Annotated in this window: 15 protein-coding genes, 2 pseudogenes and 1 riboswitch; of the genes and pseudogenes, 15 read left to right on the forward strand and 2 right to left on the reverse strand. The window is 35.4% G+C overall.

Features of this window, described 5'->3' with window-relative positions; all coding sequences use genetic code 11:
• Positions 1 to 34 precede the first annotated feature (34 nt).
• Complete coding sequence (locus V192_RS0101760) at positions 35 to 1342, reverse strand: murein hydrolase activator EnvC family protein (RefSeq protein WP_025868676.1); 1308 nt, start codon at positions 1340 to 1342, stop codon at positions 35 to 37.
• A gap of 238 nt (positions 1343 to 1580) precedes the next feature.
• Positions 1581 to 2396 carry a helix-turn-helix domain-containing protein gene (locus V192_RS0101765; RefSeq protein ID WP_025868677.1) on the reverse strand — a complete coding sequence of 272 codons (816 nt, stop codon included), beginning with the start codon at positions 2394 to 2396 and terminating at the stop codon, positions 1581 to 1583.
• A 306-nt stretch (positions 2397 to 2702) separates the two neighbouring features.
• On the opposite strand from V192_RS0101765, the gene V192_RS0101770 reads away from it, so the two are divergent.
• The 15 genes and pseudogenes from V192_RS0101770 to mgtA all read left to right on the forward strand — a co-directional run bounded on the left by V192_RS0101770 (position 2703) and on the right by mgtA (position 21611).
• Entirely contained in the window at positions 2703 to 3266 is a 564-nt protein-coding gene (locus tag V192_RS0101770) for a hypothetical protein (RefSeq protein ID WP_025868678.1), read from the forward strand.
• Between the two features lie 202 nt (positions 3267 to 3468).
• A pseudogene (locus tag V192_RS18980) lies at positions 3469 to 5515 on the forward strand (heavy metal translocating P-type ATPase).
• A gap of 106 nt (positions 5516 to 5621) precedes the next feature.
• Positions 5622 to 5849, forward strand: a complete 228-nt coding sequence (locus tag V192_RS21845; RefSeq protein WP_239644541.1) for a hypothetical protein — start codon at positions 5622 to 5624, stop codon at positions 5847 to 5849.
• Entirely contained in the window at positions 5822 to 7099 is a 1278-nt protein-coding gene (locus V192_RS18985) for a helix-turn-helix domain-containing protein (protein ID WP_239644542.1), read from the forward strand. Before V192_RS21845 ends, V192_RS18985 begins: the two co-directional genes overlap by 28 nt.
• Before the next feature lie 60 nt (positions 7100 to 7159).
• Complete coding sequence (locus V192_RS0101785) at positions 7160 to 8071, forward strand: aldo/keto reductase (RefSeq protein ID WP_025868679.1); 912 nt, start codon at positions 7160 to 7162, stop codon at positions 8069 to 8071.
• 554 nt (positions 8072 to 8625) lie between these two features.
• Positions 8626 to 11271, forward strand: a complete 2646-nt coding sequence (polA, locus tag V192_RS0101795) for a DNA polymerase I (protein WP_025868681.1) — start codon at positions 8626 to 8628, stop codon at positions 11269 to 11271.
• 98 nt (positions 11272 to 11369) lie between these two features.
• Positions 11370 to 12205, forward strand: a pseudogene (mutM, locus tag V192_RS18990) (DNA-formamidopyrimidine glycosylase).
• Positions 12206 to 12208: 3 nt separating this feature from the next.
• The gene (gene coaE / locus V192_RS0101805; protein ID WP_025868682.1) at positions 12209 to 12805 is read left to right on the forward strand and encodes a dephospho-CoA kinase; all 597 of its coding nucleotides are present in this window, start codon (positions 12209 to 12211) and stop codon (positions 12803 to 12805) included.
• Positions 12806 to 13261: 456 nt separating this feature from the next.
• The gene (nrdR, locus tag V192_RS0101810) at positions 13262 to 13747 is read left to right on the forward strand and encodes a transcriptional regulator NrdR (protein WP_025868683.1); all 486 of its coding nucleotides are present in this window, start codon (positions 13262 to 13264) and stop codon (positions 13745 to 13747) included.
• 12 nt (positions 13748 to 13759) lie between these two features.
• Entirely contained in the window at positions 13760 to 15166 is a 1407-nt protein-coding gene (locus tag V192_RS0101815; RefSeq protein ID WP_025868684.1) for a replication initiation and membrane attachment family protein, read from the forward strand.
• Positions 15166 to 16095 (forward strand): primosomal protein DnaI, encoded by a 930-nt coding sequence (gene dnaI / locus V192_RS0101820; protein WP_025868685.1) that lies wholly within the window; start codon positions 15166 to 15168, stop codon positions 16093 to 16095. Before V192_RS0101815 ends, dnaI begins: the two co-directional genes overlap by 1 nt.
• A 113-nt stretch (positions 16096 to 16208) precedes the next feature.
• Positions 16209 to 16679: a hypothetical protein gene (locus tag V192_RS0101825; protein WP_025868686.1), complete on the forward strand. Its 471-nt coding sequence runs from the start codon at positions 16209 to 16211 to the stop codon at positions 16677 to 16679.
• Between the two features lie 155 nt (positions 16680 to 16834).
• Positions 16835 to 17004, forward strand: a riboswitch (M-box (ykoK) riboswitch).
• 565 nt (positions 17005 to 17569) lie between these two features.
• A complete protein-coding gene (locus V192_RS0101830) occupies positions 17570 to 18100 on the forward strand; it encodes an MgtC/SapB family protein (RefSeq protein ID WP_239644543.1) in 531 nt (176 codons plus the stop codon).
• 133 nt (positions 18101 to 18233) lie between these two features.
• Positions 18234 to 18701, forward strand: coding sequence for a GNAT family N-acetyltransferase (locus V192_RS0101835; RefSeq protein ID WP_239644544.1), 468 nt, complete (start codon positions 18234 to 18236; stop codon positions 18699 to 18701).
• 249 nt (positions 18702 to 18950) lie between these two features.
• Positions 18951 to 21611, forward strand: coding sequence for a magnesium-translocating P-type ATPase (mgtA, locus tag V192_RS0101845; RefSeq protein ID WP_025868687.1), 2661 nt, complete (start codon positions 18951 to 18953; stop codon positions 21609 to 21611).
• Positions 21612 to 21743 lie beyond the last annotated feature (132 nt).

Here is a 21743-nt window from a genome sequence, read left to right on the forward strand (position 1 = left end):
TAGCTGTTCCATCATAAAACTGTTGTTTAGTTACTTATAAGCCAAGAAATGGTGCAGGGTTAACGAAACCACCCCATAAACTAGTCGAGATGCTAAAGTGGAGATGGACACCCGTAGAATTACCAGTGGTACCCATGCCGCCTAACATTTGTCCAGCGCTGACGCTTTGTCCGGCAGATACGCTTAAGCTACTCATGTGAAGATAATAGGAATAATAACCGTTATCATGTTTGATCACAACGTGATTCCCTGCCATTCCACTATAATTTGCGCTAACAACTTCACCAGAACGAGCAGCCATAATAGGCGTTCCACTTGCTCCACCAAAATCAATTCCATCATGGAAAGATCCTGAAATACCAGTAGGATCTTCACGACCACCAAATCCACTAGTAATCGTCATGCCTGAAACTGGTGCAGACCATCCACCAGAAGATGCTGGCGGCGTAGTAACTTGTTGCTCACTATTAGAACTGTCACTCGCAGTAGAATCATCAGTTAAATCAGGAGCAGCTGCTTGAGGCTGCTCTTGTTTTGCAGACTGAGTAGGAGCGGATGAAGCTTCTGCTTGTTTTGCCTTCGCTTGTTCTTTTGCTTGTTTTTCAGCGGCAGCTTGGGCTTGGGCTTCTTTTTTCTTTTCTTCAGCGATTGCTTTCAACTGTGCTTCTTTTATTTTTTCTGCTTCTTCTTTTTGTTTAACGAACTTGTCTTTTTCAGCTTTTTCAGTTGTAAGGCTAGCTGCTATTTCATTGATTTTAACATTTTGTTCTAATTTTGCTTCAGCCAAGGCAGCTTCTTTTTCTTCAAGTTCTTGGGTTTTCTTCTCAAGTGTACTTATTGTTTCCGTCAAAGAGACTTTCAACGTTTCAAGTTCTTTTTTATCGTCTTTTTGAGCCGTTAAAATATCATTATTTGCAGTAATCAATGTGTTGACAGCTAAAGCTTTTGAGAGTGCATCGGAAAGTGATTCAGCGCTTAGTATAACTGAAAGCATTGATTCTTGTTCATGATTTGTTTGGGTAGCTCTTGCTTGAGCTTGTAATTGATCGTTTCTTTTCTCAATCTTAGTTTCTAAATTAGAAATATCAGTGTTTAGCTTATTCATTTCTTTTTCATGTTTTTGTTTTTCCGAAAGGACCGTTTGGTATTCCGTTTCGATTGTTGTGATCTCATCTTCCAAGCTTGCTAAGTAGTCCTTAGCATCTTGTTCATTCTTTACGATATCTTCAATTTTTTTTGTTTGATTCTCTATTTTTTGGTCGATATCATCTGCTAATACGCTCATTGGTGCCATATTTACTAATAGAATAAATGAAAGTGTAATTAGTAGTTTTTTCTTCAAGTGACATTCCTCGCTTTGTATTTATCATTTTTTAGTCTATCACTTCTTTTAAAGTAATCACTGAGAGTTTGTAATAACACAAAACAAAGTATACCATAACGATCGAAAAATAATCAGATTTAACGAACAAATTAACAAAAAATGGTGATATTTAAAATCCAGCAATGAAGATATCATCTAACTGTAATATTTGATACTTACAATTAATAAGGAAGCATCTTTGTAATAGTCAAAACGATTACGCATTGTATTCAGAATAAAAGTCATCTAGTAAATTGATTAGTTGATCCTTTGTTTGGTCGTATTTTTTCAAAACATTTTTCTTAGCCAAAGGATTGCCTTTATCGTGTTTCTTGATAAGTTTAGCGTAATCAACCACTTTTGATGAGGGTCTTTTTCTATAAGCGATGTCATTTGTAATGATTTCTGATAGCATAGTAAAAACTTGAATGATCGATGGATAATTTTGCGTTGTTTCAGCCCGATTTAATAAATCAAGTACAAGATAAAAGATAGCTGCATTGATTTCCTTTTGATTGGAATCATGAAGTAATTTTTCGATCATTGGTAGAAAATCCGTTCTGTAACGATCATTTTGTTCAATTAGATACGTTGTAGAATCTTCTGAAATAAGTGAAACGGTTTGTTCTGAAAACTCTAACTGATAATTCATTTCAAATAGATCTGGAAACAATTCATTGGCAGCAAGTAAAATCTTCAAATCTTGAGAATAAGTGATCCTTTGTTTTTTCAATGCTTTAATCAGTTGCTTTAGTTGCGGTTCATCTAACTCCTGCTTTAATTCTGATTCAGATAACAATTGTTTGACATACGTTTCAAAATCGCCATAACGAATCCAATCTACAGTTGTATTACCGAAAAGTGCTAATCTTTCCAAGCGCTCTTGGTTGGGCAAATTATTGCCTTTTTCCCAATTATTTACTGTACTGGCACTGGAATTTCCAATTAATTTTGAGAAGCGAGCCATTGAATATTTATGTTGCTCTCTGATCTCTTTGATTCTTTTACCAGCCGCTTTTAAATCAATGTCCAAATTAATCCCTCCTAGGATAGTCTCTCTCCAACTATATCATTTTTTTAATGATTGGTGTACCGTTTTTTTTTCATTTTGTACTTGAATTTTGTTGTTTGAAATGATATAGTGTTTGTACCGAAAATTATTCATTTTGTTGTTTTGTTTTTAATTTGAAACGATAGAATAGATGTAAATACGTTGAACATGATTGTTTTAACTATTATTTTATCTACTGAGTGATACTCGGAAACATTGTGATTTATTTGTTATAGCTTTGGTATTTTTATACCGAAAAATATTCATTAAAGGGAGGCGCAAGCTAATATGAAAAAAATAACAAGGGTAGAGGAACAAAAAAATCAACACCTATATCAATTCTTAGAAAAACTCAACAATGAAATTCCCCACCAAGAAAATAAACAAAAAATGGAAGCATACTGCGTTCATCAATATAAATTATTGGTGAATATGTCTTTTAGCGCGAATATCTTATATAAAGGGCTAGAATATGCAAGCCACGTATATAATCATGTAGTGAAGATCGAATATACTCGCTTATGCAAAATAATCATCAAGCAAAATTTTGATAAAGCAATAACAGAAGAAATACTCAAAAAATTAAAGAAAGCACAAAATGAACTATTTTTACATGCTCCAATGACAAAAGAGTCAGAAGGAATCGATATATTTTATGGTTTTACTGGAGGAAACCGTAAGAAATACAAAGCGAATCGGAACGCAATAAAACAGATGTATGAAATAATCAAACGAGAGTCAGAAAAAAGCATGTATAGATATATCAAAGATTCATTTAATAGAAAGCGACGTAAAGTTAAAGAAAAAAGAGCATACGCACTTTGGCTATTAAAAAGTTATACCTGGCATTAAGCTTCCCTTATTGTTAAAATACGCAAAAAATCAGGATTTTTGTGAGAAAGAGACTTTATTTTTTGAAAAAGAGATGTTGTGTTATGCTTGATATGAAGAGCTTAGGTATCCTTAAAACGATACTGAAAGGTAAGCCTGTTATGCACATGAAACTTGAATAGAGAAAGAAGGAATTTAAGTGAATAACAATGAGGACAAGCATATGGATCACAAGGCTCATTCTATGAAAATGATGGATCATGATGGGATGACTAAACACGATCATAAAGAAATGGCTGGTATGGATCATTCCATGCATATGGGCAATTTTAAGAAAAAATTTTGGCTTTCTCTCATCCTGCAATACCGATTATTTTTCTTTCGCCGATGATGGGTGTGGACTTGCCTTTTCAATTCACATTTCCAGGTTCAGATTGGTTGGTCTTGATTTTAGCTTCGATCCTATTTTTTTATGGAGGAGAACCTTTTTTAAGTGGAGCTAAAATGGAATTGAAACAGAAAAGTCCGGCTATGATGACACTTATCGCAATGGGGATTTCAGTTTCCTATTTTTATAGTATTTATGCGTTTATCGTGAACCAAATGATGCCGAAAAATCATGTAATGGATTTTTTCTGGGAGTTAGCGACATTAATTGTTATTATGCTGCTAGGACATTGGATTGAAATGAATGCTATTTCAAATGCAAGTGATGCGTTACAAAAAATGGCCGAACTATTGCCTGATACAGTAAAAAGGGTGAATAAAGATGGCAGTGAAGAAGAAGTCTCCTTGCAGGAAGTTCAACCAAAAGATCACTTAGTTGTCCGAGCTGGAGATAAGATACCAGCTGACGGTATCATTACGAAAGGAACAACCTCAGTGGATGAATCCATGGTGACAGGTGAATCAAAAACGGTCACAAAAAATGAGCACGATAAAGTAATCGGTGGTGCTGTAAATGGAGCTGGAACAATTGAAATAATCGTTACTGGTACAGGTGAAACGGGCTATCTTTCAAAAGTGATGGCTATGGTCAAAAAAGCACAGACTGAAAAATCAAAATTGGAATCACTCTCTGATCGAGTGGCAAAATGGTTATTCTATATAGCATTGGGCGCTGGACTTTTAGCTTTTGTTGTTTGGTTGATCGTTGACCAAATTTGGGTACAGCATTTGAACGAATGGTGACAGTTTTCATCATAGCTTGTCCACATGCGCTAGGTTTGGCGATTCCTTTAGTGATCGCTCGATCTACTTCAATTGCAGCTAAGCATGGTTTACTTTTAAAAAATCGCAATGCGTTGGAACAAGCAAATGATATTCAATATGTTATGTTAGATAAAACTGGTACATTAACACAAGGCCGATTTACTGTTACAGGTGTAGAAATAATCAATAATCAGATCACGCAAAAAGAAGCATTGAAAGTGATTGGTGCTTTGGAAAATAACGCGAATCATCCTTTGGCGATTGGAATTATGAATTATTTAAAAGAACAAAAAATTTCACCTTACAAGGTGGAAAATCTTCAAAGTATTTCTGGTGTAGGACTTACTGGAACCGTTAATGGTCAAGCAATTAAAATTGTTAATGAAAAAGAAGTTAAGCGATTGAAACTTCCGCTTGATCATTTGTTGAAAGAACGATATCAGGAACAGGGAAATACTTTAAGTTACTTAATTATTGATGATCAATTGATGGCTATGATTGCATTAGGCGACATCATAAAACCAGAAGCAAAACAGTTCATAATAGATTTAAAAGCTCAGGGTATCACTCCTGTGATGTTGACAGGTGATAATAAAGTAGCGGCTGAATCAGTTGCCCACTACTTAGGCATTGAAGAATTTCACGGAGAGTTACTGCCGGAAGACAAAGAAAAAATAATCCAAACGTATACAAATGAAGGCAAAAAAGTTATGATGGTCGGTGATGGGATCAATGATGCACCAAGTCTAGTTAGAGCGACAATTGGCGTTGCAATTGGCGCAGGAACAGATGTAGCCATTGATTCTGCGGATGTCGTTTTAACAGATAGTGACCCAAAAGATATTCTGCGCTTTTTAGATTTAGCAAAACAAACTCGACGCAAAATGATTCAAAATCTTTGGTGGGGAGCGGGCTATAATATTATTGCTATCCCGCTTGCAGCTGGAATTCTTGCACCATGGGGAATCTTGTTAAACCCGGCTGTAGGAGCCATTTTAATGTCTTTAAGTACGATTATTGTCGCGGCTAATGCTATGACATTACGTATCCACAATTAAAAAAATGAAAAGTAATGGATAGTGCGTATATTTAATATGCATATTCATTACTTTTTTTTGTGAATCGGATAACATCAATATTTATTTTTTAGAGTGGAGGCTTAGGATGGAATATGAAGAAATGCTTGATTTTGAATCTCGCAAATTATTGAGGATTTTTAATCTACTTAGCGCAAACAATGAGTCCAGTTCATTAGAAGAACTTTCAGTTAAGCTTGGAATCAATTCAAAAACAATAGCAAGGACTTTAAAAAAAATAAAGAACTTAATTGATCATTACCAGTTAGATGAGCATTTAGAGATTTGTTGCCGATTAAAAAATCAGTCTATCTAAAAAGAACGAATGATTTATATGTGGCGATTTTTTTGGTCCGGTATTTAAATGACGTACCTGAGATTATTTTTTTAAAAGCAGTTATTGAAGAAAAAACAATTCAAACAAAACAGTTAGCCAAAAGGTTATTGATTAGTGAATCCAGCATGAGGCGACGAGTGAAAAAAATCAACGAGGTATTGAAAAAAATGGCTATTCGTTTAAAGTGGGGAACCTATGAATTGGTTGGAGAAGAAGAACAGATTCGAGCGTTGATTTTGCATTTTTATTGGTTTGCCTATCAAGGGATGGAAAATGATTTTTTAATGGAGGAAAAAGTAAGAAGTCAGCGTTTAACCAATCAACTGACTCATTTTTTTCAAATGAAAATCAATGATCTTCAAAAGGAATCACTATTTCGAATCGTTCAAATCGCAGCTTGGCGTTCTCGAAATGGAAGAAAAGTCTGGATCAAGAAAGAATGGAAGCAATATATTGAGAACAGCGTTATTTTCACACGATTTATAGCAGTTATGAAAGGGGAAAATAAGGTTGATAGCTGGGATTTTGATGAATTGACTTATCTTTATTTGATTGTTCAAGCGAATTTTTTACCTTATTTTGATCCAAGTGTGCAGACATTCATTATTCAAGAACATTATTCGAAGAAAACCACGAGCTATAGAAAAACACATCTAGCTACACAAAAATTTAAACAAGTATTTTGGGATAAAGAGTTTAATCAATCAAACGCAAGTATGCTCTCATTTTTAAGCTTTCACTTGTATTATGAATTAATTTCCGATTTTCCATTTGGGAGGAATCCGACAATTGTCGATTTGGAAAAAAAATATCCTTGTTTTATGAGAAAGATTGAAGAAGGAATCGGAGAACTAACTGAAGCACATACGAGCTATCAAAAGATACCTAAAGAAGCCTTATATTCACGATATTTTATCATTTTAAGTTCACTTATTTCACCACTGTACAATGAAAAAAGAGTATTGATTTGTTTGATGACTGATTTGTCACTTGAAAAAGAAAAGGAACTTGGGAAAAGAATCATTAACTTTTTCGAATATAAGTTCAATTTAATGGTGATCTATGCGAGAACATCGGGTTCCATTTCCTGTGCAGACATTATTTTGACAACGGTCATTTATCAAGCTTTAGAACAACAACATGCCCAACGTGTCTTATTTATAGACCCTATTTTTTCTGAAGAAGTATTTTTCAAAATTGAAAATTTAATCAAAAAAGTTAGAAAATGAAGCCCTTTCAACTAAATGTGTTAAAATGGATTAGTGTATAAATTATTAGGAGGTTTTTCTGTGAAAAAGATTCAATTTGGTACAAGTGAATTACAAGTAACATCAGTTATTCTTGGTTGTATGAGAATGAGCGGGGCTGAAAATCCAACAGAAATCATTGAAACAGCCTATGACCATGGCATTGATTTTTTTGATCATGCAGATATCTATGGTGGTGGAGAATGTGAAACAATTTTTGGTCAAGCACTGAAGGAATCATCTGTTAAAAGAGAAGATATCATTATTCAGACAAAATGTGGAATTCGTAAAGGGATGTTTGATTTTTCTAAAGAACACATTGTTTCCTCTGTAGAAGGCAGTTTAAAGCGCTTAGGAGTCGATTATGTGGATGCGTTATTACTTCATCGTCCAGATACACTTGTCGAGCCAGAAGAAGTAGCCGCCGCTTTTGATCAACTAGAAACACAAGGAAAAGTAAAATATTTCGGTGTCAGTAACCAAAAACCAATGCAAATCGATCTATTGAAAAAAACGGTGAAACAACCACTGCTTGCAAATCAATTACAGTTTGGTATCAAACATACAGGTATGATCGATCAAGGAATCCATGTGAACATGACAGATGAGGCGAGTGTTGATAGAGATGGCAGTATATTAGATTATTCTCGATTGAATGAGATGACGATACAAGCATGGTCACCTTATCAATATGGTTTCTTTGAAGGTGTATTTATCGGAAATAAAAAATTCTCAGAACTTAATGCAACGTTAGATAAAATCGCTAAAAATCATAACTGTACAGCCACTGGACTTGCTACTGCATGGATTTTAAGACATCCTGCCAAAATGCAAGTTATTGCTGGAAGTATGAATAAAGAGCGCATTAAGGAAATCGCTAAAGCAGCGGATATTGTATTAAGCAGAGAAGAATGGTATGAAATTTATCGTGCAGCTGGAAATATTCTACCATAAAATACAAAAGCAAATAATTTTCGTTGAATGATCTATGAGTACAAAAACATCCATTCTGAGTCGATAGAATGGATATTTTTGTTACCCAATTTTAAAAATAAAAAATCGTAATAACTAACGTTCAACCGTTCAGGTATCTCTAAAAGAACATGAAACTTCAAGTTCGTTTGATTTCGCTTGATTCCAGAATTCGTATGTATGAAAAAGTTCGTAAGGAAATAACAAATGCAACTGACAAAAAAGAAAAACACTTGAATTTGATTTCAATGAAAAACAAAGCTTGTTCTGTCCAAAAAAGTTACATTTTAGAAATGTTTCGTTCATATAATATTCACAAATTGCTTGTATTATAAGGACATAGAAGAAAGACAATAGTTACAAAAAATCAATTTCATTTGTGTGAACTCCTAATTGATCCGCTCTGAGTGTGCAGAGCGGGTCTTCTTTTTGTTTTCGATTAAGCTTTACGAACTTTAGTTCCTTCCTACTGCAAAGTTGACAGATTTTTGTTAGAATAAGAAGGAAACCAGTTTGCTGAAGATGAGGAGAAAAAGATGACAAAAAATAAGTTATTATTAGTTGATGGAAATAGTGTGGCATTTCGAGCGTTTTTTGCTTTGCACAATTCCTTAGAACGTTTTAAAAATAAAAACGGGCTACACACAAATGCAGTCTATGCGTTTAACAACATGTTTGAAAACGTCATGACAAAAGAAAATCCGACCCATGTTTTAGTTGCATTTGATGCAGGAAAAACAACCTTTAGAACAGAATTTTATCCTGAGTATAAGGCAGGTCGTTCAAAAACACCGGGTGAATTTAAAGAACAAATGCCTTACATTCGTGAATTGCTGACTGGTTTAGGTGTGAAATATTATGAATTGGACAATTATGAAGCCGATGACATTATCGGAACACTTGCTACCAAAGTACCAAAAGATGAATTCGATGTTGTTGTATTGTCTGGGGATCGAGATTTAACACAGCTAGCGACAGATTCAGTAAAAGTTGATATTACGATTAAAGGAGTTAGTGATTTAGAAACCTACACACCTGAGCATGTCGCTGAAAAGTACGATGGGTTAACACCAAATCAAATCATTGATATGAAAGGGTTAGCTGGAGACACTTCAGATAATATCCCTGGGGTAACGAAAATTGGTGAGAAGACCGCTATTAAATTACTGAAAGAATTTGGTTCAGTCGAAGGTGTTTACGAAAATATCGATAGCTTAAAACCGAGCAAGATGAAAGAGAATTTGATCAACGATAAAGAACAAGCCTTTATGTCTAAACGCTTGGCAACGATCAATGTAGATTCTCCAATTGAAATAAATATTGATGAACTTAAATATGAAGGAAAAGACTTAGAAAAGCTGATTCCTTTCTATAAAGAAATGGAATTTAAGCAAATGTTAAGCAAGCTAAACGTCGAAGAAGAAACAGTTGAGCTAGAAGATGTTCACTTTGATGTGGTTGATACATTTACAGAAGAAATGTTTACTGATGATATGGCCTTATATGTTGAAATGCTGGAAGACAATTATCATACTTCACCGATTGTAGGTGTGGCTTGGGGAACTAAGAAAAAAGTGTATGTGACAAATAGTTTAGAGTTATTTGAAAGTAAACCATTCGTTGACTGGCTCTTGTCAGATAATTATAAGAAAACAGTTTATGATGCAAAACGGACATATGTTTCACTTAACCGTTACGTTGGCAAGCCGCAAGGGATTACGTTTGATGTATTATTAGCAGCTTACTTATTAGATACAAATGATAACAGCGCGGATATTGAAGGTGTAGCGCAGCATTATGGTTATATGGATATTCATTCTGATGAATCAGTTTACGGAAAAGGTGCGAAAAAAGGCTTGCCGGAAGATGATGAAGCATTTTTCAGCCATCTTGCCCGAAAAGTCAATGCAATCCAATTTCTTTCTGAAAAACTAGATACAGAATTAGTAGAGAAAAATCAAGCAGATCTATTCTATAAAATGGAATTACCACTATCAAAAATTTTAGGTGATATGGAGATTACAGGAATTCGTGTGGATGCTAATCGATTGAAAGAAATGCGTATTGAATTTTCAGATCGACTACGTGAAATCGAACAAAAAATATATGCAGAAGCAGGCGAAGAATTCAACTTGAATTCACCGAAACAATTAGGGGTGATTCTATTTGAAAAAATGGGTTTGCCGGTTATTAAAAAAACGAAAACGGGTTATTCAACTGCAGTGGACGTATTAGAACAATTAAAAGAGCAAGCGCCGATTGTAGAAGATATTTTAGTTTACCGTCAGATTGCCAAAATTCAATCGACGTATGTTGAAGGACTACTAAAAGTCATTCAGCCAGATGATAAGATCCATACACGCTATGTTCAAACATTAACGCAAACTGGACGTTTAAGCTCAGTGGATCCTAACCTGCAAAATATTCCGATACGTTTAGAAGAAGGACGGAAAATTCGTGAGGCCTTTGTACCAAGAGAGAAAGATTGGTTGATTTTTTCATCAGATTATTCTCAAATCGAATTACGTGTGTTAGCTCATATTTCAGATGATCAACATTTGAAAGAAGCATTTATTGAAGGGCAAGATATTCACTCAAGTACAGCAATGCGTGTATTTGGTATTGAAAAACCAGAGGATGTGACGCCGAATATGCGTCGTCAAGCGAAAGCGGTAAACTTTGGGATCGTTTATGGAATCAGTGATTATGGTTTGTCGCAAAATCTGGGGATTACTAGAAAGCAAGCGCAAGAATATATTGATACCTATTTTGAAAAATATCCAGGAGTTAAAAAATATATGGAAGATATCGTTCGTGACGCAAAGGATAAAGGTTTTGTAGAAACACTTTACAATCGTCGTCGTTATTTACCAGATATCAATTCACGTAATTTCAATTTGCGTTCTTTTGCAGAACGAACTGCGATCAATACACCGATCCAAGGAAGTGCTGCTGATATCTTGAAAATTGCGATGATCAACATGCAAGATCGACTAAAAGAAGAAAACATGCAAGCTACAATGTTACTGCAAGTACACGATGAACTTGTTTTTGAAGCACCTGAATCTGAATTAGATCAGTTGAATGCACTAGTTAAAGAAGTAATGGAAAATGCTGTTGCTTTGCATGTACCGCTATTGACTGACAGCAGTTGGGGTAAAACATGGTACGAAGCAAAATAGTAAACTAAAATAATTGAAGAAAAGACTGACCAAACGAAGAAGTTTTGACAACTTTGATGTGTTCGTTTTGGTCTTTTTCTTCTAAGGAGAGATGAAATTTGCCTGAATTACCAGAAGTTGAAACAGTCAGAAAAGGGCTAGAAAAATTAGTAGTTGGAAAGACGATCGAAGAAGTTACAATATTATGGCCGAGAATCATCGAGTCACCAGAATCAGAAATTTTTGCTCAGCAGTTGATTGGTCAAACAATTGAAAAAATGGAACGTCGTGGCAAGTTCTTGATTTTTAAATTGACGAATTACGATATGATTTCCCATTTACGAATGGAAGGAAAATATGAAACCCATGATCCAGAAGATGAGCGAACTAAGCATACACATGTGATTTTTACTTTTTCAGACGGAACAGAATTGCGTTATCTGGATGTTCGTAAATTTGGCCGTATGACCTTAGTGCCTAAAAACCAAGGGGCAAATTACAAAGGGATTTTGGCTTTAGGCCTGAACCGATTCCCTCAGAATTTAAACTAGCAGAATTTCGTATAGGATTAAAAAAACATCATAAAGCAATTAAACCATTGTTACTGGATCAGCGTTTAGTGACAGGTTTAGGTAATATTTATGTAGATGAAGCGCTATGGGAAGCGAAGATTCATCCTGAGCAACCTGCTGATACCTTAAAACCTAAGGAAGTCGAGCAGCTATATTATGCTATCATCGATGTTCTTGGTCGAGCAGTTGAAGCTGGTGGAACGACCATCCGCAGTTATCTAAACGCTTTAGGGGAAGCTGGGACCTTTCAAATTTCGTTGAACGTTTATGGTCAGACAGAAAAGCCTTGTCCAAGATGCGCAACGCCGATCAAAAAAATCAAAGTTGCGCAACGCGGTACACATTTTTGTCCGAAGTGTCAAACCTTGAAAGTGAGGAATTGATCGATGGGACTCATATTAGGGGTGACTGGTGGTATTGCAACGGGAAAAAGTACGGTTGTCTCGATATTTAGAAGTCTAAATTTCCCAATTGTGGATGCTGATGTAATCGCACGGGAAATCGTTGAGGTTGGGGAACCTGCATTGGAAAAAATAGTGGCTGTTTTTGGTTCAGAAGTAATCAAAACAGATGGTTCTTTAGACCGTAAGAAGTTAGGGAAAATTATTTTTTCTGATGATGAAAAAAGGAAAAAGCTGAATAAAATACTCTCTCCTTTTTTGAAAAAAGCAATTTTAACTCAGATTGCTGATAAAAAAAATCAAGCGCCAATGGTTATTGTTGATATCCCTTTACTGTTTGAAGGAGGCTATGATAAGTATGTTGACAAAGTCGCAGTTGTTTACGTTCCAGAAACAACACAACTAGCCCGTTTAATGAAACGAGATCATTTAACACAAGGCGAAGCGCAACAACGAATCAATAGCCAGATGTCAATTGAGAAGAAAAAACAAAAGGCAGATATCGTATTCGATAATCAAAAAAGTATTCAAGAGACAGAAAAAATAGTTCGAAAATGGGTATCTGAAAATATTTTTGAGTAATATAACACGAGTGATTCTCGTTTTTTGTGATAATCTAAAAAATTATATGAGTAGAGGTTGGGACAAGAATGATGTGCCCCCTATAAGTCATCCGTAGATTACCAATCTAATTGGCTGGTATGAATTCGGTATTGAACCGGACTCATGCCAGTCAATTTTTCTTCTTAAATAAATATATGAATGAAGATGTATCTTTTATTTATATCCATTAAAATAATAGAACTCTAAGACAACAAAAATTGGGTAAGATTGAACGTTCAAAACGTCGACTTGTTCGATTATTTTTTTTGAAGAAATCGAAAAGTGTTATTAAATAAGAGAGCTGTAATAAGAAAAAAATGCTTAAGAAGTAATCGTTAATGACTGGTTTCTCAGGCATTTCATGTTATAATATAGATAGTAAACTAAAACGAAACGTTGAAAATAGATAGTAAAAGATAAAATGAGGTGAATACTATGCGTTGTCCAAGATGTCATCATAATAATTCCCGTGTAATCGACAGCCGTCAAGCGGATGATGGGCGTGCGATTCGTCGTCGCAGGGAATGTGAAAATTGCAATTACCGTTTTACAACTTTTGAACGAATTGAAGCAGCTCCACTCCTAGTCATTAAGAAAAATGGCGATCGGGAAGAATTTAATAGAGAAAAAATTTTACGTGGTTTGATCCGTTCTGCTGAAAAAAGACCAGTAGCCATGGAACAAATGGAACAAATCGTTGATAATGTTGAAAATCGTGTACGTAGTTTAGGTGAAAATGAAGTTTCGACTACGTTAGTCGGAGAATATGTTATGGAAGATTTGGTTAATTTAGATGAAATTGCTTATATTCGATTTGCCAGTGTCTATCGTCAATTTAAAGATATGAGTGTATTCTTGAAAGAATTGCAAGGAATCGTAGATAAAGCAAAATCTTCAAATTCAGATACAACGAATGAATAAGGAGGTCTTTCCTTGAAAGACAATTGGAAAGAGATCCGTCCTAAAAGTATATTTCAAGCGGCTATTGCTTCTCCTTTATCAGATCAAGAACGATCGGTATTGACGCTTTTATATCAGCCGATCATTGGTGCACAAGCATTCAGTTTATATTTAACACTTTTATCAGAAGTTGATGAATCAGGAATCAGCGAATCTTTGTTTCATGCCGATCTTATCACGATGATGGATATCAGTATAAAACAAATTGAAGCAGCTAGAATGAAGTTAGAAGGCATTGGGTTATTATCGACTTTCGCTAAAGAGGATTCTGAATTAGGAATCCATTTTATCTACCGCTTGAATCATCCTGAAACAGTTGAACGCTTTTTTAAAGATGAAGTATTGTCGTTAACGCTTTTAAATAGTGTTGGGCAAAGAAAACTAGATAAATTATTTGATCACTTTAAACCAAAATTTCTCAATTTAACTGGTTTTGAAGAAGTATCAGTAGGTTTCAAAGATATCTATATATTCAAAGAAGAGCAAATCCTATCCCAAAGCCAACAGCTAAGCCAAATGGAGCAGTCATTCCATGAACCAAGACCAGCCGTAAAACCAAGTGCAGTCAATGAACGTTTTGATTGGTCCTATTTCGTCCAAGGAATCGAAAAACTTGGAATCAAGCTTCCAGATAACAGCGCTGGGTTTAAAGAAGAAGTATTTGTTTTTCATAATTTATTTGGCATCACAGAATTGGATATGATTGATTTTTGCTCTAAATCATTTGATTATTATACGAGTAAAATAGATGTGAAAGATTTCGAAAGAGCGATCTATAGAACCTATGATCCAGACAAAAAACAAAAAGCAAGCGAGTTTCAAAAAAATAATTCAGTAGATTTATCTGCCGAGGATCAGCAAACATATCGTTATAACTCATTAAAAATGAATGGTTTTTCAACTCAAGATATTCAAATGATCATGGATAGTGAAAAGAATTTCCCACTAAATTATTTGGAGGCTTTAAAAAATGAACGAGGTGGGTATACAACGCCTCAAGAGCGCTCGTTGGTCAAATATTTAGTGAGTAAATCTGGTTTGCCTAATAGTGTGATCAATGTATTGATCAATTATGTCTACAACATACAAAAACAACCAACATTAAAAGCTGATTATGTCAATCGAATTGCGAATGAATGGGCGCAAAGTGGTATTTTTTCACCAGAGAAGGCGATTGATCATGTACGTGAACTGGCCAAGAAAGGCAAAGAGCAAAAACAAACAAGACAGCGATACGGTCAAAATAATCGACCGATTCGTCAAGAAACGTTACCTGATTGGGTAGAAAATCCAGTTGAGGAACAAAAATTGTCTAAAGAAGAGCAAGCAAGATTGGATAAAGAAATTCAAGATTTCTTGAGTAAAGGAGGCGACAAATAATGGAAGATGTGGGCAAAGAAATGTCAAAAATCATTCAAAATAGAGATATGAACGAACGCTACAATGAGCTTGTCGAAGTTGTTTTAAAAGATACGGATGTACAACAGTTTATTCAAGAAAATCGTGAACGATTGACGGATGATGACATCCGTAAAAGTTATTCAAAACTGTATGAATTTGTTCAAGAAAAACGTAAATATCAATTGAATGATCCGACTATGATCGCTCCTGGCTACGAGCCCAAATTGACCTTGAATTTCCATTATATCGATGTCACCTACGTACCAACAGAAGCCCTTATCGCTAAGCAAAAAGAAGATGAGATTCGTAAAAGAGTTCGTGCGATGGATATGCCAAAAGATGTTCGGGAAGCTAGTTTAAGTAGATTCGATACAGCGTCTCAAGGCCGTGCGCAAGCCATGGCTGAAACAATGAAATTTTTAAATGAATACACCTCAGAGCCAAAAGAATTCCATAAAGGTCTCTATCTTCAAGGTACGTTTGGCGTTGGAAAATCATTTTTATTAGGTGCAATTGCCAATAGTTTAGCTGAAAGAGGTTTTGTTACAACAATCGTTCATTTTCCAACATTTACAGTTGAGATGAAACAAGCGATTGGCAAAGATATGGTTGGTCCCAAGTTAGATGCAGTCAAAAAATCTCCTGTCTTGATGATTGATGATTTAGGTGCGGAATCAATGACTTCTTGGATTCGAGATGATGTTTTGAGTGTTATTTTACAATATCGAATGCAGGAACAATTAGTGACGTTCTTTTCATCTAATCTTGATTTAAAAGAGTTAGAGAAACATCTATCTGTGACGCAACGAGGAGAACAAGAACCTTTGAAAGCCCGTAGAATCATGGAACGTATTCGTTATCTAGCAAAAGAGATCACGATGTCTGGTAATGATCGAAGAAATGGTTGAAACTGTCTAATTGCTAGACAGTTTTTTTCTATCTAATGATCTGTCGATTGTGATAATGGACTGAGGTGGATTATATCGTTTATAATAAAGTATCAACATGGGAGGGCGAGTCTATGAAAAAAATCGTACTATCACTATTGTCGATTATCACATTAATTTCTTTAGGAGCCTGTACTGGTAATGAAAAGAATTCATCGAAAGGAAGCAGTGAAACCGTAATGACTAGCAAGAAAGAACAATCAAGTGAGCATACATCCAGTAGTTTAGACAAAGAAAACTCACAATCCATCTTTACGGCTGTTTTGGTCGAGGATGCAAAGAAAAACGAAACGATCGATCAATCAATTCGCTTGGTTTTAAATAAGGTTGAAGCAATTGAAGACCCAGAAGAAATTCTCAATATGATGAAAAATGATGGAGTTATCCTAAATGTCTTAACAGAGCAATTAACTAAAGGTGTTACAGAAGAAAGTTTAAAAAAGGGAGATAAAATCCAATTTACTTTAGCTGGTTTACCTGCTATGACAATGTCGATCCCACCACAAGTTGCTGGTAACTCAGTCATAAAAGTAGAAAAAATTTAATAAATATTTTGAAAAAACAGATGATCTAAATCGTATAGAGTATGCGTTTTTATCATCTGTTTTTTATATATTTGAAATGAATAAAAATTGATTTTTAAATAAAAGTGTTGACAGTCGTTTTGAAATGATGGTATAGTTTCACCTGTAAGATAACTAAATAGATTTGTTAGGTGAGGCTCCTATACAAACACAGGCTACTGCCCAAAAATGTCGAGAGACGCCAATGGGTAGAACAGGGATTGTCGATTTAAGGCTTTTCATAAGGTAGCTAAAAGCTCTGCTTTTTACGTTGTATAGTGCCAAAACTCAACGACTAGATCATGCAGGCTTTTTTTTGTGCGCTTATTTATGACCTTCCGCTGAGTTTTGGCGGAAGGTTTTTGCTGTGAATCACTACGATTGGCCAAAGGACAGAGTAGATGATGAACAGTACTTGGCGAACGAAGAGAGCGAAGTAACCTTAAAACTGAATCACGGACATCATACGGAAAGGAGATACAGTGAGACACTCAATGTCACTTTGATTGCATCAATATCTAAAAACTAAAGCCCTAGTAAATGAAAGCCCACAATTCACCAAAGGACAGAGTAGATGATGAACAGTACTTGGCGAACGAAGAGAGCGAAGTAACCTTAAAACAGAATCACGGCCATCGCACGCAAAGAAAATACAATGAGTCACTCAATGTCACTTTTATTGCAAAACGAAAGCTCTAGTAAATGAAAGCCCACAAATCACCAAAGGACAGAGTAGATGAAGAACAGTACTTGGCGAACGAAGAGAGCAACAACCTCCACCTCAAACAACAAGTTTCCACCTAACATCAAATCTAAGAAAGGGGACAGCCTATGCATTTTTAATCAGTATTATTGCTAGTATTTTTGCAGGAATGATCATTGGAGCAGAAAGACAATGGCGAAAAAAGTTAGCTGGTATGAGAACGATGACTTTAGTCACATTTGGTGCCTGTCAATTTGTTTCATTGTCTACTTTGATTCAAGACGATAGCAGTCCAACACGAATAGCAGCGCAAGTAGTTAGCGGAATCGGTTTCCTTGCTGGAGGCGTGATTTTAAGAGAAGGATTTAGTGTTACAGGTATTAATACGGCAGCAACCTTATGGTGTTCAGCAGCGATTGGCAGTATGATTGGAGCGGGATTTGTGCTTGAAGGAGTAGTGTGTGCAGTCATTCTAATGTTAGTTAATATTTTGCTAAGGAATCTATCTTTCAAAATAGATGACTACACTGTTCAAAGAGCGGAACAAACAGAATCGATCCATTATCTTTCCGTGATTGCAAGTAATACTAGTGAGGTCATGCTTAGAACTGAGATCATTCAGTTGTTAGATAAATATTGTTTAACCTTTACCAAGTTTTCCTGTACAGATTTAGCAGGGAAAAAGTACGATTATTTCTAGAAATCGAAGCGACAAGAAATGGCACACTTGCGGTAAATACGCTCACTTCAGAATTATCTCAGCTATCAGAAGTCATTGAGATCAATCAAATGAATAATTAAAAGAATGGAGGAATCAACATGGTAAAACAGTGATGGTAAAAATCGTAAATTGGAACAGTAAAGAATATTGGACAGGAATAGATTTGAGAAATAAGTTGCTAAAAACATCTGCAGGTAAAGAGTGGATCAAGGATTTACCTTTAAACGAAAAAAGTGATATTCACATGGTTGCGCTGATCGATGGAAAGGTTGTGGGAACCTTGCTTCTTTCAAGAAAGAGTCAAACAATCGCTCAAATCAAGCAGGTCGCTATTCATGAAAACTATCAAGGATTTGGTCTGGGAAAACAATTACTTGAATTTGCTGAAAAAGTAGCAGAGCTTATGTATTTTCAATCTGTCTTTTTAACCGGACGTGAGCAAGCTTGGGGATTTTATGATCATTTTGGTTACCAAAGCATTGGTTATGCTTATTCAGAAGGACAAGTGAGTTTAAAAAAATTTGAAAAAAACTTTGCGCTAAAAAAAGTACAGGTAGGCGTGGAATTATCAAACATATAATGCTAAAGGAGATGGAAACAAATGGATGACAGTAGCCAGTTAAAGAAGGACCAATGTAAAAAGAAATTTGTTGTTGCGGAAGTTGAGTCTATTATTGTCTATTTGTTTCTAAGACAATCAAATCTGGAACTCCGATAATAGCTTCTCTTTTCCATTGGTCCATTTCTAAAGGAAGACAACAATTTGAAATTTGAAATCACATATATTTGTTATTTCAGTGATCAGAGTTTTAGAAAGAAGGAGAAACAAATGGAGAAAAGAGTAATAGTAACTAAAAATGGTAACCAGACTTATGAGTATTTTGCAAGGAACTCAATAGAGAATATTCTAGCTTATTTTAACTCTGCAAAAGGTGGGTTAACTCAGCAGCAAGCTGTTCTTGCTAGAGAAAAATATGGAGAGAACATCATTTCACACGGTAAAAAAACACCGCTATTCGTTGAAATCATCAAAGCTTATTTTACCCCGTTTACGATTGTGTTGCTTACGCTAGCAGTCATTTCATTTATTACTGATTATGTGATTGCAGCACCTGCTGATCGTGATCTTGTTGGTGTTTTGATTATATTAGCAATGGTCTTGATCAGTGGGACAATGACCTTGATTCAATCGGTCAAATCGAATCAAGCAGCAGAAAAATTGAATAATTTGGTAAAAGTTACAGCGACTGTTGTCCGGAGAAAGAAGCCAGTAGAGCTTCCAATAGAAGAAATTGTTTGCGGAGATATCATAAAATTATCAGCTGGGGATATGATTCCGGCAGACATACGGCTAATCAAAACCAAAGATTTATTTGTTGCCCAATCTGCTATGACTGGTGAAAGTTATCCAGTAGAAAAGAGAGCAGATTATCAATTAAAGGCGAACAGTGTTGAAACGGAATATGAAAATGTTGTCTTCATGGGTAGCAATGTTATCAGTGGTAGTGCAGAAGGGATCGTAGTTTCAGTAGGAGATGGAACACTTTTTGGTAAAGTAGCACAAGACGTTTCTGACAAGAATCCCCAAACCAATTTTGAAGTGGGGATCAGTAAAACGTCATGGTTGTTGATTCGTTTTATGTTAGTAATGGCACCTGCAGTATTTTTGATTAATGGTTTAACAAAAGGAGATTGGTTTGAAGCTTTTCTTTTTGGTTTATCTGTCGCAGTTGGTTTAACGCCGGAAATGTTGCCGATGATCGTCACGACTAATCTTGTAAAAGGTGCTTCAAGCATGGCGAAAAAAGGAACTATCATTAAAAACTTGAATGCAATTCAAAATTTTGGTGCAATCGATATTTTGTGTACAGATAAAACAGGTACACTAACCCAAGACAAAATTATCTTAGAATATCATTTAGACTGTAATGGAAAAGAAGATAGTCGTGTATTGCGTCATGCTTTTTTCAATAGTTATTACCAAACTGGGTTGAAAAATTTAATGGATGTTGCCATCATTGATGCAGCAAAATCGGAGCTAGCGATCGATCCTTCTGATTATCGAAAAGTAGATGAAATTCCATTTGATTTTAAACGTCGTCGAATGAGTGTAGTAATCGAAGATGGCTCTGGAAAAACGCAAATGATCACTAAAGGCGCTGTAGAGGAAATGTTAGAAATTTCAAGCTTCGTTGATTATCAAGGAGCAGTCATTCCATTAACTGAAGAGCTGAAAAATAAACTTTTAAAAACAGTTGAAGCATTAAATGAAGATGGCTTACGCGTATTGGCGGTTTCTCAAAAAACAAATCCCGCAACAATTGATGAATTCTCTGTTTCGGATGAAAATGAAATGGTTTTGATCGGCTATCTTGCCTTTCTTGATCCGCCAAAAGAAACGACGAAAGCAGCTTTAGAAACACTAAAAAATCATGGAGTCGGCGTTAAAGTGTTAACAGGTGATAATGCCTTAGTGACAAAATCAGTGTGTAAACAAGTGGGATTGGCTAATGAGGAGTTGATTACTGGAAACCACATCGCACGAATGGACGATTTTGAATTAGAAAGAGTTGCAGAGAAGTACAACATTTTTGTAAAATTAACACCACGACAAAAAACTAGAATCGTTCAGATATTAAGGAAAGCGGGACATACGGTTGGTTTCATGGGTGATGGCATCAATGACGCGCCAGCGATGAAAGAAGCGGATGTGGGTATTTCAGTTGATACGGCTGTAGATATTGCAAAAGAATCAGCAGATGTCATTTTACTTGAAAAAGATTTGATGGTACTTGAACGTGGCTTATTAGCAGGGAGGACAACGTTTGGTAATATCATGAAATATGTCAAAATGACAGCGAGCTCTAATTTTGGCAATATGTTTTCTGTCGTTATTGCTAGTATCTTTTTGCCATTTTTACCAATGCTACCGCTACAATTGCTATTTTTGAATTTGATTTATGATATTTCTTGTATGTCGATTCCTTGGGACCATGTTGATAATGAATATTTGGAACACCCTAAGAAGTGGGATGCGTCAAAAATCGGTTCATTCATGACCTGGTTAGGGCCTACTAGCTCAATTTTTGATATTACGACGTATTTATTGATGTATTTTATTATCTGTCCTCAATTGGTTGGCGGCAACTATCATGACTTAGCTCCAGCTCAACAAGCGACGTTTATCGCGATTTTTCATGCTGGTTGGTTTGTTGAATCACTTTGGTCACAAACCTTGGTCATTCATACATTACGGACGCCAAAAGTGCCATTTTTACAAAGTCGTGCATCTTTTATTTTAACGACGATTACTTCCTTGGGAATTGCAGTCGGAACGATTTTACCCTTTACAGGATTTGGACAAAGTTTAGGCTTAGCTGAATTACCATTAAACTATTTTGCTTGGTTAGCTTTAACGATTGTTAGTTACTTGTTGTTGGTTATGATCGTTAAAAAAATCTACGTGAATCGATTTGGTGAATTGCTGTAAAAAAATATCTCCCAAACTTGTTAGATTAGGAGCGAAACAAAAGCAGAGCAAAACATTCTTTACTGAGTGCGTTGTCTTTGCTTTTTTTTGTTCACCTTCATATGTTTTTTTATAGAAAAGCTTGTATAATTG

Source organism: Enterococcus crotali, assembly GCF_000633635.1.
GTDB lineage: Bacteria > Bacillota > Bacilli > Lactobacillales > Enterococcaceae > Enterococcus_L > Enterococcus_L crotali.